We start from the raw sequence: 15,156 nt of genomic DNA, 5'->3' as shown, positions 1-15,156 counted from the left end.
CTCATCCGTCGGACAAGCTGGAGGTCAGACATTCACGCCGTAGTCCTGCGCGATGCCGCGCAGGCCCGAGGCGTAGCCCTGGCCGACGGCGCGGAACTTCCACTCGGCGCCGTGCCGGTAGAGCTCCCCGAAGACCATCGCGGTCTCGGTCGAGGCGTCCTCGCTCAGGTCGTAGCGCGCCAGCTCGCGGTTGTCGGCCCGGTTGACCACCCGGATGAAGGCGTTGCTCACCTGCCCGAAGCTCTGATTGCGAGCCTCGGCATCATGGATCGAGACCGGGAACGCGATCTTCGCGATGCCGGCCGGCACGCCCGCCAGATTGACGTGGATCGACTCGTCGTCGCCCTCGCCCTCACCGGTCAGGTTGTCTCCGGTGTGCTCCACCGAGCCGTCCGGGCTGGTGAGGTTGTTGTAGAAGACGAAGTCCCGGTCGGAGGCCACTTTGCCGGACTCATTGCACAGCAGGGCGCTGGCGTCCAGGTCGTAGTCCGCGCCCGTGGTCGTCCGCACATCCCAGCCCAGGCCGACCGTTACGGCGGTGAGGCCGGGCGCCTCCTTGCTCAGCGAGACATTGCCGCCCTTGGCCAGGGAAACTCCCACTGGTCAACCTCCAACTGCTTGATGTTGCACGATCAGGTCGTCACATGGATCAACGCCGGGTCCGGGACAATGGTTCCTAAACTGCGCAACTAATGAAACGTCCAGCCCGCAGGTTCCTCCAGGACGTCAAGGAGCATCGGCAGGGAGGGAGCGCTGGAATTCGCGTTTGCGAACGGCTCCTCGGGGTCCTCAGGCCCTGGGATATGGCCATCCACCATGCCCGGCGGGTCGAGCACCCCCGCGGTGCCGTCGCCGTCGGCGCCGTAGTCACGCTCCAGTATCGGCAGCACCTCGCTCAGCTGGAAGGACTCGATGGCATGTGCCCGGCGGCGGCGTCCCGGATCGACGTACGCAGCTCGTCCGGCTCGAGGTGCTTCAGCAGGAAACCGGCGGCGCCGTGGCGGAGCGCCTCGAAGACGTAGGAGTCCACCCGATAGCTGGCGAGCATCACCACCCGCACCTGGTCCAGCATGCCGAGCTCCCCGAGGTGCCCGTGCAGCGCACAGCCCGCGCACGCCGCGCCCGCCACCACCGCGACCGGCACCGGCCACCGCCGCCACAGCAGGGCGAGCAGCGATACGACCAGCAGCAGCCAGGGTCGGCGGCAGCGCGCGCGTTCGTTGCAGCAGGCGGGCGAGGGGGCTGGCCGCAGCCTCACCGTATGAGGGCAAGGGGCTGGTCGCATACTGCGGCAGGAGTAGCGCGGCGCGGCACGGCGTCAGGGGCCACAACTACTCGACCGTCAGCCGGTACTTCCGCGAGGCGTCCGCGAGTCCCGCCGAGCTGCGTGCCGTGATGGTGAAGGTGGCGGTGTCCGGCGCGGCGGGTGTGCCGGTGATGCCGCCCGTGTCCTTGTTGAGCCTGAGGCCGCGTGGGAGGGCGCCCGTAGTCACCTCGTAGCGGATGGTCGCGGGTGTGTTGGTGGTGACGCGGGCCGCGTACAGGCGGCCGTGGTGCGCTGTGGGCAGCGCCGTGTCCGAGAGGGCGGGGGTGGGGACGGTGACGCTCTCCGGGTCGCCGACTGCCGCACCGTCCGCGTCGACCCGCTGAAGCTTCCACTCCTTGTCGGCGGTGACGACGCTCAGGTGCCAGTTCTTGTTCGTGTCCCGCAGCCGCTCCTTCTGCGCGTCGCTGAATGCGCCGAGGTTACGGGCCATGTCCCACTGCTTGATCGCGTCGAGGATCCGCAGCGCCTGGTCCCCTCCCTCGGTCAGGTCCGCGACCCTGCCCTGAAAGCCCACGCCCGCGTTCAGAGACGCGGCCCGCGCCATCTTGGCCTCGATGCTGACCAGCCCCTCGGACGATTTGAGGCTGATCCAGCCCAGCATCCCGGGCAGGAAGTTGGCGCGGTAGAAGTCGTTGTTGATGAACACCTGCTCCCACGAGGTGGAGCCGACCTCACCCCAGCTCGCCCGGGTCAGTGCGTCCCAGGTATTGGAGGACATCCTGCTGGTCTCGGTGATATAGCCGTCCTTGCGGGCGGTCCCCTCGTAGGTGCCGTTGACCAGGCGCGCCATGCCGTACGCGCCCCATCCGGACTCGGAGGCCGACTCCACGCCGTCGTACGAACTGGCGCGGATGCCGGTGGTGTTCCAGGCGGTGGCGAGGCGGTCCGCGATCTCCCTGATGATGGCCTCGCCGCCGATCGCGCCGTTGTAGCTGTTGACCAGGACGCGCGCCGCGGTGTCGCCGGCGGCGTGCGCGGCGGCGGACGATCCCCACTGGGCGCGCTTTACCCCGGTGAGTTCCCACTTGTCGCCGGAGCCGGACTGGGTGACGGTCGCGTACTCCACGAACTCATCCCCGATGCGCAGGACTTTGCCGTGCGGGCCGCCGTCGGCGAGCAGCGCGTTGTCGTCGAGCACGAGTGTGGTGTCCGTGGCGTTCAGCGCGCTGCCGAGCCGGGCCCGGCCGCCGAGGGCGAGCCGCGGGTCCGCGGCGGTGACGTAGGCGTCGTCGGTGCTGATGAAGTCGGAGATGGTGTGCACTCCGAGGTGGACGCCTTTGGCCTCGGCGGCCTTCACCGCCGCTGCCGCGCCCGCGTCATCGCCGCCCAGGGAGGAGTTGAACTGGTAGTGGCCGGTGGTCTGCCAGGGCCCGACAGCGTTCGGCAAGGAGTAGATGTATCCGATGCCCGCCGCCTTGGCGAGGTCGGCCGCGGCGGGGATGTTGCCGGAATTGAGGTCGCCGAGGACGAGGAAGGACTGGCTGCTCGCCTGCGCGGTCTTCTGCCACTGGCCGTTCTGCGTCGGGTACGGCAGGTCCTCGCCGGCGGCAATGGCCGACAGTACGGTCGGCGTGAGGTCAGGTGCGGCGCCGAACAGCGCGATACGGGATCCCGCGATCAGTCCCTGGTCGTCGGGCAGCGGGCCGACGGGGATGCGGTAGCCGTCCTTTGTCGCGCGGCTGCGTTCCTTGGTGTAGTCGTACGTGAAGGCGCGCAGCACGGAGCCCCACGGGGTCCGTCCGGCCGCGCTCCACTCCTCGTGCGGGGCAACCTGCAGGTCGGACGGATTGCCGGCGACCTCGTTCTCCCAGCCGAAGTCCTGATACTCCTGCGGCCAGGCACCCTCGGTGCGGTCGGTCAGCGGCCGCAGCCCGAGCGCGAAATCACCGTTGCGTACGACGCCGACGGACTCGCCGACCGTCTCCTGCACGCTCGTCGCGTACGGACCCCACAGCAGGGTCTGCAGGTCGCCGGCGGCCGGGCCCTTGACCTTGACGGCCTTGAGGGTGGTGTAGATGCCCTTGGTGACGGCCCGGACGTCGACGGTCACACCCGCGCGGTCGTTGGTGAAGCGCAGCAGCGAGCCGCCGCGGTCGGTGATCGCGACGCGGGTCGGCCGGATCTGCTTGCCGTCGACGACCACGCTGATCAGCGAGGCCGACTTGCCCTCGGCGAGGTACTCGCGGCCATTGCGGATGTCGGTGAGGGACACGACCGTACCGGCTTGGTCGAGCACGACGCCGAGATATCCGGCGACGATCCTTATGCGGCCGTGCGCGCTGCTCAGCGCCGTCTGCCGGGTCGGCACCGCGGCCTGGGCGGGCAGCGTCCCTGTTACGCCCAGGCCGAGCGCGACGGCGCCGACGCCGAGAATTGATCTGCGGGACGGGTACGTGCTCATGCGTGACTCCTTGGGAGAGTGATGACGGCGCCTTCCCGGCGCGCGCGTTCTGCGGCGAACACGACTTCGTGGCCGGCGACGCTCTCGGCGATGCCGGACCTGACGAGCTCGGGCCGGCCCTCGTGCAGGGCGGTGACGAAGGACGCGATCAGTCCGGCGTCGCCGCCGGCGTGGCCTTCGGCGGCCGACGAGCCGTCCAGTGACGTGTCGATGACGGTGGTCTGCTCGGTGCGGAAGTCGTAGACGCTGAGGTGCCGGCCGTCTCCGGTGAGCTGGCCGCGGGTTCCGAAGATCTTGGTGTGCCGGTTCTCCAGCGGAGTGAAGGCCGTCATGGTGAAGGAGGCGGTGACGCCGCCCTCGTACTCGATGTTCACGACCTGGTGGTCGACGGCGTCGTTGTCGCAGGCGTAGACGCAGCGCCCGTACGGGCCGGTGGCCAGCGCTTCGGTGACGGCCTCTTCGGTGAGGTCGTTCTCGGCCATGACCCGGGTGAAGTACCGCTTGGTGCCGCCGTCGCGCAGCCCCTCCCGGTAGATCCGCGCCGCTGAGTACGCGCAGTCCGCCTCGACGGGGCAGGTGAGGCATCGGTCGGTGGCGCCCGCCGGCTTGTTCTCCGGCCGGAAGTGGCGCAGGCCGCCGAAGGAGGACACCCGGCGGGCCTCGCGGCCGACCACGTAACCGAGCCAGTCGATGTCATGACAGGACTTGGCCAGCATCGCGAACGCGGCCTCGTCCTCGCGCCGCCAGTTGCCACGGACGAAGGAGTGCGCGAAGTGGTACCAGCCGACCGGCTCCAGGTGCTCGATCGAGACGATGTCGCCGATCCGGTCGAGCAGGGTGAGCAGCGCCTCGGTATAGCGCGTGTACCGCATGACGTGGCACACCGCCACCATCGCTCCGGTCCGTGCGGCCACTTCGCCGACGGCCGCGGTCTCGGCCGCGGTGGTCGCGATCGGCTTCTCCAGCAGGATGTCGTAGCCGAGTTCGGCGAAGGCCTCCGTCGGCGCGAGGTGGTCCGCATCGAGGGTGCTGATCAGCACGGCGTCGGCGATCCGGCCGCGGGCCGCCAGCTCCTGCCAGGTGCTGAAGACCAGCTCGGGCCTCAGCTCGTGCCGGTCCGCGAAGCTCTTGCGCATTGCTTCCCGCGGTTCGGCGACCGCGACGATACGGGCCTGGTCCGGCCACTGCGCGGCGAACTCGGCGTACGCGGTGCCGCGCGCGCCCGCGCCGGCCACGGCCAGCGTCACCGGGCGGTCCAGCGGCAGACCGACGTGATCGCGCAGATTGATGGGTGACTCGGTCATCTATGGACAGCTCCCTGGGCGCCGCACCGTCAGCCCTTGCCGGCTCCGGCGGTCAGGCCCTTGACGAAGTGCTTCTGGAAGGCGAGGTAGAAGGCGAGGACGGGCAGGGTGGCGAGGAACATCAGCGCGAAGACCTGGCCGTAGTCCTGCTGGTGTTCGCCCATGGCGCGGTAGATGCCGACGGTCACGGTGGTGCCTTCGGCCGGGCCGAGGATGATCAGCGGGTTGAGGAAGTCGTTCCAGATCCACACCCCCAGGAAGATCAGCACGCTGGCCGACGCGGGCCGCAGGAGCGGGAAGACGACCTGCCAGAACGTCCGCATCGGGCCGGCGCCGTCGATGGCCGCCGCCTGCTCCAGTTCGACCGGGATCGTCTTGACGAACCCGGCGAACACGAATACGCCGAACGGGACGTAGTAGCCGACGTTGACCAGCACCAGCCCCAGGACGGACGACATCAGCCCGAAGGAGTCCAGGACCTCGGTGATCGGGGCGATGATCACGGCGGGCGGGATCATCAGGCCCGCCAGCATCACGACGAGCATGACCCTGGCGCCGAATCCGTGGCTGCGGGCGAGGAAGTAGCCGCACATCGCGGACAGGACGGTGAGCACCGTGATGGAGATGGCCGTGACCTCGACGCTGTTGATCAGGCCGTACCAGAACAGGTTGTCGGAGCGGGTGAGGACCTGCTCGATACTGTCCGGCGTCGGTGGGAACGGCAGCCCGGCGGGGGAGTCGACGATCTTGCTGCCGGGCTTGAAGACATTCGTCAGCACCAGGTAGAGCGGCAGGAAGAACACTGCCGTGACGAAGGTGGCCACGGTTGGGCGCAGCCAGCCGCCGGTCTGCTGGTTCTTGCTCAGGCGCAGGCTCATGCGTTGACCTCGCGGCGCTGGAGAAGGCGGAGGGCCACCGTGGAGACGAAGGCGACGAGGACGAGCATCACCACGGCCACGGCGGAGGCGTAGCCGCTCCGGTTGCCCACCAGACCGGTCTGGATGACGTCGAAGGCGATGGTGCTGGTGGTGCGGTCGCCGGGGCCGCCATTGGTGATGACCTGGACCTGGTCGTACGTCTTGAAGGTGCTGATGAGCATCATGATCGTGTTGATCGTCAGGGCCGGCGCGAGCAGCGGCCAGGTGATGTGACGGAAGCGCTCGGCGGGGCTCGCGCCGTCGACGGTCGCGGCTTCGTGCAGTTCGTTCGGTACGCCCTGAAGTCCGGCCAGGTACACCACGACGCAGAAGCCGATCATCTGCCAGGTCAGGATCCAGCACAGCGTGTACAGGGCCAGGTCGGGATCGGACAGCCAGCCCGGCGGGTGGTCCACGCCGGCCTTGTGCAGCGTCGAGTTGAGCAGCCCGTCGTCGGTGAGGATGGACTGCCAGATGACGCTGACCACGACGCCGCTGAGCACGACCGGGGTGAAGAAGACGCCGCGCAGCGCGTTGTAGAGCCAGCCGCGGCGGTCCAGGAGGACGGCGACCGCCAGGCCGATGACGTTGGCGGCGACCGTCACGAGCACGGTGATGATGACCGTGTTGGTCAGCACCTTCCAGAAGTCCGGGTCGCCGGCCAGCAGTTGGTAGTTGCGCAGGCCCACCCACTTCGTGGGCGGGTTGAACGTGTTGCGGTTGGTCAGGCTGTAGTACGCCGCGATGCCGATCGGGACCAGGACGAAGCAGGCGTAGAGCGCGAGGGCGGGCAGGCCGAACAGCGAGAAGTGGCTGAGCCGGCCGATCGTGCGCCTTGTCCGTACGGCCTGATGCTGTGAAGGGTCCGGTGCCGGGCGCGGCTTGGCGGGGCGGTTTTGCGCCGGCGCCCCGGTGTGTGTCGCCGTCATCACGGCGCTCCTTTGCTGCTCGGCTACTGCTCGGCCTTGGCCCACTCGCCGTCGAGGAACCGGGTGAACTGGGATGCGGACTTCTCGCCGGTGAGCAGGTCCTGGACGCCCAGGGCGGCCTTGTCGGCCATCCCGGGCAGCAGGGACCCGTCCCCGGTCTCTATGGAGAAGGCCGGGGTCACCGTGCCCTTCTTCAGCGCCTGCTCGTAGACCGCGAGGGTGGCCCGGTAGACCGGACCCATGCCGCTCGGCGGCCGGTAGCCTTTGACCGCGATGATCGCGCCGTCGGCCTTGACGACGGCATCGAGGTTGGCCTTGTCGAGCTGGAAGGCCAGCGCCCACTTCTTGGCCTTTGCGACGTCCGCGGCCTTGGCGCTGACGCTCAGCCCGCCGCCGGTGAAAGCGGGCACCACGAGGGAACCGTCGTCGGTGGGCCAGGCGAACACGCCGACGTCGAAGCCCGGCTTCTTGGCATCGGCGGACGCGGGGAACCAGGACCCCATCGGGTACATGGCGCCCTTGCCGTCGCGGAACGCCTTCTCGGTGTCGGCGTAGGAGCGGCTCAGCCCGGCCTTGTCGATATAGCCCTTGGCGGCCAGCCGGGCCACCTTGTCGGCCGCCTTGGTGAAGGCCGGATCGGCGAAGCCGGTCTTGCCCGCGGCCCTGGCGACCAGCCACTTCGGGTCGTCCTTGTAGACATCCGTGCCAACCGCCGCGATCAGGGGGTACATGTCCGCCCAGGTGTCCTTTCCCCCGCCGCCCACGACCATGGGGCTGATGCCTTTGGCCTTGAGCTTGGCGCAGGCCTCCAGGAAATCCGCGTACGTCCTGGGCGGGGCGGAGATGCCGGCCTTCGCGAAGAGCTCCTTGTTGTAGTGCACGAGCGGCACGGTCTGGGTGTTGTACGGCAGCTGGTAGACCTTGCCACCGATGGAGTTGGACCTGGGCCAGACGAACTTGGTCAGCTCCCGCGAGGTGAACGCGGCGAGCTTGCCGGACTGGGCGAACCCCTGGGGGTTGAGCCCGATCATGATGTCGGGCAGCTGACCCGAAGAGTCGAGCTGCTTGGCGTAGGCGGTGCGGTCGACGACGGGCGACACGAGCTTCTTGATCTTCACGCCGGGGACCTCGGCCGAGGCCCGCTTGATGGCCGCGTCCCAGTAAGCGGCGTCCAGGTTGGGGGTCTCGAAGGTGAGAAACGACAGTTCCACGTCGCCGCCGGACGCGGCGGACGACTTGCTGCCTGCCGTACAGCCGGACAGGGGCGTCGCCGCGGCAGCTGCGGCAACCGCGCTTCCGGCGAGGAATCTCCGACGATCCATTGCAGCTCCCTAGCGACGATCCGTACGGGATTAATAATGCTGATCGCTTTAATATTTCGACGAGAGCTAGGATGCTGGCACCCGGTGGCGGCAGGGTCAAGAGGGCGGAAAGGTATCCACATGAACTCGCGTGCTCCCGAGCACTGGTACGGAGGGTCGCTGAGCCGCGCCACCACGATCGCGGCGCTGCGCGCGGTCCACGCCGACGCCGCGAGCCGGCTCGACGGTGACCCTTCCGGGGGCCTCACCTTGACCGAGATCGCGCAGCGGGCGGAGGTTTCGCGGCCCATGGTCGAGGGCGCCGTCGAGGAGCTGGCGGATCGCGGACTGGTCGCGGAGATCGTCCCCGACCCCGACGCGCCCCGACCGGTGGGCCGGCCGGCCAAGCGCTATCGGTTCCGCTCCGAGCGCGGGTACGTGCTGGGTGTCGACGTCGGCATCCACGACATCCGGGCGCTGTGCGCCGACCTCTCCGGCACCGTCCACGGCAGCTCCCGGACCGAGGTGTCGGCCGAGCTCGACAACGAGGCGCGCATCGCCGCCGCGCGCACCGCACTCAAGCGCGCCGCCCGGTCCGCGAAGGTCCGCCTGTCCGACGTGCTGGCCGTGGGGGCGGGCACGACCGGTCCCATCGACCCCCGCACCGGCACGGTGGTCATGTCCCCGGCGCTACCTCAGTGGAAGGGCGTAAACCTGAAGGAGGCACTCTCCGGCCTCGGCTCGGGGCCCGTCCTCGTAGGCAATGACGCCAAGCTGGGCGCGCTGGCCGAACACTGGCGCGGCACCGCCGCCGACGCGAAGGACGTCGTCTACATCCTGGCCCGGAAGCTCATCGCGGTCGGGATTCTCATCGACGGCCGGGTGCGGCAGGGCCGGCACGGCAGCGCGGGAGAGATCGGCGTCCTGCGGGCCGCGCGCTGGTACGAGGTCCGCGACGCGCTCGCAGCGGGCCGGCCCATCGACAGCCCGCAGTTCATCGACGACCTGGCCACGGGCATCGCCGCGACCGTACTCGTCATCGACCCGGACAAGGTCATCATCGGCGGCACACTGTCGCAGGCGGGCGACACCCTCCTCAAACCCCTGCGCCGCCGCCTCGACGAACTCCTCCTGTTCCCCATCCCCGTCGAAGCCTCCCGGCTCGGCGACCAGAATGTCGCCCTGGGCGCCATCCGCGTAGCCCTCGACGAACTGGAGCACCAGCTCTTCTCCGGCGCGAGCTGAGCCTCATCGACAACCGCGGCAGAGCTGTCCGTCAGGACGGCACCGATTCGCATCTGGTCGGCGACCAGGCGGAGCTGCCGTAGCGGTTGACCGTGCGCACCTTGACGCAGACCCTGTCCGTCGGCTCCGGGCCCTTGATCGTGTAACTGGTGCTTCCGGTGGAGTATCGCGTGTCGACCTTCTTGCCGGAGGCGGCGCCGTCGTTCGTGTAGTGGATGTCGTAGCTGGTCGCCGCTGAGACCGCCGACCAGCGCACGGTGAGCGATACGGGGCAGACGCCGACACATCCGCTGACGGCGGTGTACTTGAAGCTGAAGCCCGATACCGCGGACGGCGGTGAGCCGCCCGGCTCGTCGCCGGAGCCCGACGACGAGCCTTCGCTGTCGGAGCCGGAGGAGTCGGACCCGTCGTCGCCGCCATCGGAATCGTCGCCCGCGCCGGGTGTACTGCCGCCGTCCGCACCACCTGACACCCCGGAACCGCGGCTTGCGCTCGCCGTGGCGTCCGGCGCACCTGACCCGTCCTTGCCCTGCTCGCCGCCCGTGTCCTTGCCGCGCTTGTCTCCGGCCTCCTTCGAGGCTGAAGTGTCGCGCTGCCCCGTCGGGCCGTCGCTTACGGCACCCTCCCCGCCGACCGTCGCCGTGGAGTCGTGCGAGCCGTCGTCCCCGAAGGACTGGAGCACGGCGGCGGTGCCACCGCCGACGACCAGGACCGCGGCGATGGCCAGCGCCATGATCCTCCGGCGCGGACGCTTGCGGGGCTCGTGTTGCACGGCGGATTCCCCACCGGCGAGGGCCGAGCCGGACGCAACAGACGAGATGGACGGGGCGGACGAGATGGACGGGTCGGACGAGGCCGACGGGTGATCGCCCGCTCCGGCCGGCTCATCCTGCCGCCGCAGTCCCACCGTCGCCAGGTCCACCGGCCTCGCCCGCAGCGCGAAGGTCCCCGGGTCGGCAGGCGCTTCCCGCAGCGGCGCCGCCTCGGCGTCGAGCAGCCGCGCCGACTGCCGCGCGAGGTGGCTGATGACGCCGGCGGGCAGCCAGTCGCCGCCGGACGCGCGGTGCGGCATCCCTGCAAAGCCGACGAGCAGCTCGCCGACGTCCGGGCGATCCTCGACGTCCTTGGCCAGACAGCGAGCGATGAGTTCACGCAGCGCGGCGTCCTCGATGCCGGTCAGATCGGGCTCGTCCTCAACGATCTGGAACATCACCGCATGCTGATTGCTCGCCTCCTGCCCGAACGGCAGCCGCGCGGTCGCCGCATACGTCAGCACGCCACCGAGGGTGAACACGTCGCTCCCGGCCCCGGCGCGCTGTCCGCGCACCTGCTCGGGCGACATGAATCCGGGAGAGCCGACGGCCATCCCCGTACTGGTCAGGAAGGACTCGGCCGACGTCTCCAGGGCGCGCGCGACCCCGAAGTCGATGACCTTCGCACCGTCCACGGTGAGCATCACGTTGGACGGCTTCAGATCGCGGTGCACGATCCCGGCGCCGTGAATGTCTGCCAGCGCCCTCAGCAGGCCTTCGGCGAGAGCGTGTACGGAAGCGGTCGGCAGCGGACCGTGCCGGCGTACGACCTGATCGAGCGAGAGGCCGGGGACGTACCCCGTGGCGACCCATGGCGGTTCGTCATCGGGGCCGGCGTCGAGCACGGGTGTCGTATACCGCTCCGGCACCCTGCGCGCCGCCTCGATCTCCCGCCGGAAGCGCTCCTTGAAGTGCGCGTCGGCGACATGCTCTTCGTGTACGACCTTCACGGCCACGGTCCGGCCGCTGTCCGACCGGGCGAGGAAGACCCGTCCCATGCCGCCGGAGCCGAGCCGCCCCAGCAGCAGATACGGGCCGATGCGCGCCGGGTCGGACACCGCGAGCGGCTTGATACCCCCGACTTCGGCATCGCCCCGCTCGTCGGGTACGTCCCCGTTCGTGCCCCTCATACTGCTCCGACTCCCCGGTTTCCTCGCCCGATCAACGGCGTAGCAGCTGAGGATAGACGCTGCCGGGTCACGCCGCGAAGGCGAGGGCGAGGGCGAGCCGATGAGCGTCACCCGTCCGATGCGCGCCATGCACCCTGTGTTCACCTGCATCAGCTGACCTCTTGGTGAGTGGGCCGCGAAGAGGGTGACGGGGGAGGAGAGTTGAGCGTGGCGCGTGTGGGTGGGACGGCCGGGGATGCCGTGGCCGGCTGGCGGGTCGGCGATGTCGTCGACGGGCGCTACGAGGTGTTGCGGGTCCACGGGGACGGCGGGATGGGGCTCGTGCATCGGGTGCGGCACCTCGGCTGGGGCAGCGATCTCGCGGTCAAGAGTCCGCGAGCGGAGCTGTTCCGCAACACGACGGCGCGGCTGCGGTTCGTGGCCGAGGCGGAGAACTGGGTTTCGCTCGGGCTCCACCCGCACGTCTGCGGCTGCCACTACGTCCGGACGATCGACGGGGTCCCACGGATCTTCGCCGAGTACATCACCGGTGGCAGCCTGCGTGACTGGATCGACGACGGGCGCCTTTACGGGGGCGGGCCGGCGACCGCCGTGGAGCGGATTCTGGATCTGGCTGTGCAGATCGCCTGGGGTCTGGAGCATGCGCACAGCTGCGGTCTGGTGCACCAGGACGTCAAGCCGGCCAATGTCCTTCTGGAGCAGCAGCCCGGCGGCATCGTCGCCAAGGTCACCGACTTCGGGCTCGCGCGCGCCAAGTCCGTGCCGGCGGCCGGGCCCGGGGCGTCCGGCGTGGCCACGACCGGCCCGGGGGAGACCGCTTTTGCCGGGGCGGCCGGGACCCTGCTGGCCACCAGCGTCGGCATGACGCCGGTTTACGCGTCGCCGGAGCAGGGCTCCGGGCAGCGTGTGGGGCGCCGCAGTGACGTCTTCAGTTTCGCGGTGGCGGTGCTGGAGATGTTCAACGGCGGCGTCACCTGGATGAGCGGCGCCGCGGCCGGCCCGGCGCTGCAGGTGCTCCGGCAGGGCGGCCCTGACCGTGCCGGAGTCCCGGAGCTGCCGGAAGGGCTCGCGGATCTGCTCGCGTACTGCCTGCGCATCGATCCCGCCCGCCGGCCGGGTTCGATGGCCGACCTCGCCGGGGAAATCGCCGACATCTACGGGGAGGTCACCGGGCGGACGTATCCCCGCACCGCTCCGGCCGGGGCGGATCTGCGGGCCGACGAGCTCAACAACCGTGCCCTGTCGCTGCTCGACCTGGGCCGGACTCAGGAGGCCGACCAGGCCTTCGCGGAGGCGCTGGCCGCCGACCCCCGCCACCCGCAGGCCACGTACAACGCCGGACTCCTGCGGTGGCGGCGCGGCGTCGTCACCGACGAGGGGCTGCTCGCCGAGCTGGACGCGCTGCGCGGCGAGCAAGCCGTCTCCGCTGAGATCGACCAGCTCGCCGGCCTGGTCCACCTGGAGCGCGGTGACCTCGGCTCGGCAAACGCATTGCTCGCGGACGACGGCGGGCATCCCGAACAGGCCCGCCGTCTCCCCGATGCCCGCACGGTCGCCGGGCGGCACGTGCCGTGGCAGACCTTCCCGTCCCGGTCGGCCTCCCCGGAACACCGGCTGCGCATCACCCCGGATCTGCGCCTGGGGCTCGCCGCCGCCCAGGACCGCACCGTGCAGCTGTGGGACATGAGCAGTGGGCGGCGGCTGCTGGCGCTGTCCGGCCACACGGACCGGATCGACTCCGTCGACATCAGCGCCGACGGCCGCTACGCCGTCTCCGCCGGCTGGGACGGCAGCGTACGGCTCTGGGATCTGGCCGCCGAACGCCTGCTGCGCGCCGTACCCGTCACCCGGTGGGCCGACGGCACCGGCCCTGCCAAGGAGCGGGAGTTCGACCGGCAGAACGAGCTGAACCGGCTCGCCGGCCGTCCCTTCGTGACCGCGACCCGGGCCCACCCCGACAGCCCGATGCTCAATGCCGCCGCCTCCGCTGTCCGGTTGAACGCGGACGGCAGCGTAGCCGTGTGGGCCGAGGCCGACGGCCGGATACAGGTCTGGGATCTGCCCGCCGGCCACCCGATCGCCACGCTCGACGGCCACTCCGGCGGCCAGCGGGCGGAAGTCAGCCCCGACGGGCGCTGGGTGCTGGGCGGCAACGGCACCGAGGACGCCGTCGTGCGGCTGTGGGATCTGAAGACCGGGGAGTGCGTGTGGCACCGGGAGGACTACGAAGGCCGGGTGGCGGAGCTCTGGCTCGCACCCCGGGGCGACGCGGCGGCCATCCTGGGCCAGGACAAGGTCGTACGGATCTGGAGTCTCCCGGACGGCCGCTGCCGGCAGGTCCTGCGGCTGCCGACCGACTTCCACGCCAAGTCGGGCGAGCTGAGCGCGGACGCGCGCTCCCTGCTGATCGGCGGCTACGACGGCGCGGTCCTGTGCTGGGATCTGGAGAGCGGCCACTGCCTGCGCACCTTCCGCGGGCACGAGGCGGCAGTCGGCACGGTGCGGCACGCCGGGGACGGCCGGCACGCGTTTTCCGCCGCACTCGACGGTTCGACCCGGCTGTGGCGGCTCCCGGCGGCCTTCCACGCCCCCACTCAGCTGAGCCGGCCGCGCGGGCACGGCGAACTCGACCGCGCCGACCAGCAGGTGAGGTCGCTGCTGGCCGAGGCGAGCGCCGCGGCGGCCGCCGACCGGACGGCGGACGCGCTCGCGCTGCTGGGCCGGGCCCGCGCCCTGCCAGGCAGCGAACGCGACCCCCGGATCCTCGCGGCCCTGCGGGCACTCGCCGGGCGTACGGTCCGCACCGGCGTCCGCGCCGCCTGGCCGGCCAGGACGCTGGACGCCCGCCCCGGCGAGTACCGCGACGTCATCAACAGCCGCAGCACGGCCCTGACCCGGGACGCCCGCCTCGGCGCGTACAGCGACGTCGACGGCCGCATCCAGATCTGGAACCTGGCCGAGGGCCGGCGCGAGCGCATCCTGCGTTCAGGAGAGGGAGGCGTGCATGCCCTGCGCCTGAGCCCGGACGAGCAGACGCTGTCCGCCGTCGAACGCGACATGATCACGACGTGGTCGCTCGAGTCGGGCGAGCGCACGGGCACGCTGCGGCTCGGCCGCAGCCATCCGGTCACCCTCAGCGCGGACGCCCGGCTCGCCCTCGTCGTCGATCGCGGCGCCCGCACGATGGCCCTATGGGAGCTTGCCTCGGGCCGCCAACTGCAGTCGATACCGCTCGACAACGTCATCGTCGGCGCGCTGTCCCTCGGCGCGGACGGGAAGCGCGCCGCCTCGATGGCCAACGACCGGGTGATCCGGCTCTGGGACCTGCACGCCGGCCGGTGCTTGCAGGCCATCCAGCTGGAGTCGCCCCACACCACGCCGGTGTGCCTGAGCCCCGACGGCACGTTCGTCGTGGCGGCGGAGGCGTCCGCCTGGGCCACTGAGGGCGGGCGGGCGGTTCCGGGGAGCGGGCTGCGAACCCGGATCCAGGTGTGGGACACCGCGACCGGCGACCTCGTGCGCGCCTTCGAGCCGTACAAGGGCATGCTGAGCCACCTTGCGCTCAGCGCCGACGGCCGGTATCTCGCCTCCGCCGGGGTGGAGCCGGACGTGCGGCTGTGGGAGGTGGCAACGGGCCGCCTGCTGCACACCCTGGAAGGCCACCAGAAGACCGTCACGGCGCTGACGCTGGACCCGGACGCGAACTTCCTCCTCACCGCGGACCGCGACGAGCGCCTGCGGCTGTGGGAACTGGACTGGTCCCTGAGGTAGGAGCGAGCCAGGCACATCC

Annotated in this window: 11 protein-coding genes; 2 read left to right on the top strand and 9 right to left on the bottom strand. The window is 70.6% G+C overall.

Annotated elements, in window-relative coordinates; all coding sequences use genetic code 11:
- Positions 1-24 precede the first annotated feature (24 nt).
- From ACNNMR_RS02095 to ACNNMR_RS02060, 8 genes are all read right to left on the bottom strand, one after another.
- Entirely contained in the window at positions 25-600 is a 576-nt protein-coding gene (locus ACNNMR_RS02095) for a TerD family protein (protein ID WP_419992740.1), read from the bottom strand.
- A gap of 89 nt (positions 601-689) precedes the next feature.
- The gene (locus tag ACNNMR_RS02090) at positions 690-890 is read right to left on the bottom strand and encodes a hypothetical protein (protein ID WP_419992739.1); all 201 of its coding nucleotides are present in this window, start codon (positions 888-890) and stop codon (positions 690-692) included.
- Between the two features lie 5 nt (positions 891-895).
- The gene (locus ACNNMR_RS02085; RefSeq protein ID WP_419992738.1) at positions 896-1,258 is read right to left on the bottom strand and encodes a hypothetical protein; all 363 of its coding nucleotides are present in this window, start codon (positions 1,256-1,258) and stop codon (positions 896-898) included.
- 73 nt (positions 1,259-1,331) lie between these two features.
- Positions 1,332-3,728 (bottom strand): Ig domain-containing protein, encoded by a 2,397-nt coding sequence (locus tag ACNNMR_RS02080; RefSeq protein ID WP_419992737.1) that lies wholly within the window; start codon positions 3,726-3,728, stop codon positions 1,332-1,334.
- Positions 3,725-5,032, bottom strand: a complete 1,308-nt coding sequence (locus ACNNMR_RS02075; RefSeq protein WP_419992736.1) for a Gfo/Idh/MocA family protein — start codon at positions 5,030-5,032, stop codon at positions 3,725-3,727. Before ACNNMR_RS02075 ends, ACNNMR_RS02080 begins: the two co-directional genes overlap by 4 nt.
- A 29-nt stretch (positions 5,033-5,061) precedes the next feature.
- Positions 5,062-5,910, bottom strand: a complete 849-nt coding sequence (locus tag ACNNMR_RS02070) for a carbohydrate ABC transporter permease (RefSeq protein ID WP_419992735.1) — start codon at positions 5,908-5,910, stop codon at positions 5,062-5,064.
- On the bottom strand, positions 5,907-6,878 hold the full coding sequence (locus ACNNMR_RS02065; protein WP_419992734.1) for a carbohydrate ABC transporter permease: 972 nt from the start codon (positions 6,876-6,878) through the stop codon (positions 5,907-5,909). Before ACNNMR_RS02065 ends, ACNNMR_RS02070 begins: the two co-directional genes overlap by 4 nt.
- A gap of 23 nt (positions 6,879-6,901) precedes the next feature.
- A complete protein-coding gene (locus tag ACNNMR_RS02060; protein ID WP_419992733.1) occupies positions 6,902-8,200 on the bottom strand; it encodes an ABC transporter substrate-binding protein in 1,299 nt (432 codons plus the stop codon).
- 120 nt (positions 8,201-8,320) lie between these two features.
- On the opposite strand from ACNNMR_RS02060, the gene ACNNMR_RS02055 reads away from it, so the two are divergent.
- Positions 8,321-9,424, top strand: a complete 1,104-nt coding sequence (locus tag ACNNMR_RS02055) for an ROK family transcriptional regulator (RefSeq protein WP_419992732.1) — start codon at positions 8,321-8,323, stop codon at positions 9,422-9,424.
- Positions 9,425-9,455: 31 nt separating this feature from the next.
- Here ACNNMR_RS02055 and ACNNMR_RS02050 read toward each other — a convergent pair whose 3' ends face one another.
- Complete coding sequence (locus tag ACNNMR_RS02050; protein WP_419992731.1) at positions 9,456-11,366, bottom strand: protein kinase domain-containing protein; 1,911 nt, start codon at positions 11,364-11,366, stop codon at positions 9,456-9,458.
- Between the two features lie 207 nt (positions 11,367-11,573).
- Between ACNNMR_RS02050 and ACNNMR_RS02045 the strand changes: the two genes are divergently transcribed.
- The gene (locus ACNNMR_RS02045; RefSeq protein ID WP_419992730.1) at positions 11,574-15,137 is read left to right on the top strand and encodes a protein kinase domain-containing protein; all 3,564 of its coding nucleotides are present in this window, start codon (positions 11,574-11,576) and stop codon (positions 15,135-15,137) included.
- Positions 15,138-15,156: the final 19 nt, after the last annotated feature.

Origin of the sequence: Streptomyces boninensis, assembly GCF_048572725.1 — a bacterium.
Taxonomy (GTDB): Bacteria; Actinomycetota; Actinomycetes; order Streptomycetales; family Streptomycetaceae; genus Streptomyces; species Streptomyces boninensis.
Note: the sequence above shows the minus strand (reverse complement) of the source record. Positions and strands in the feature narration are given on the sequence as shown.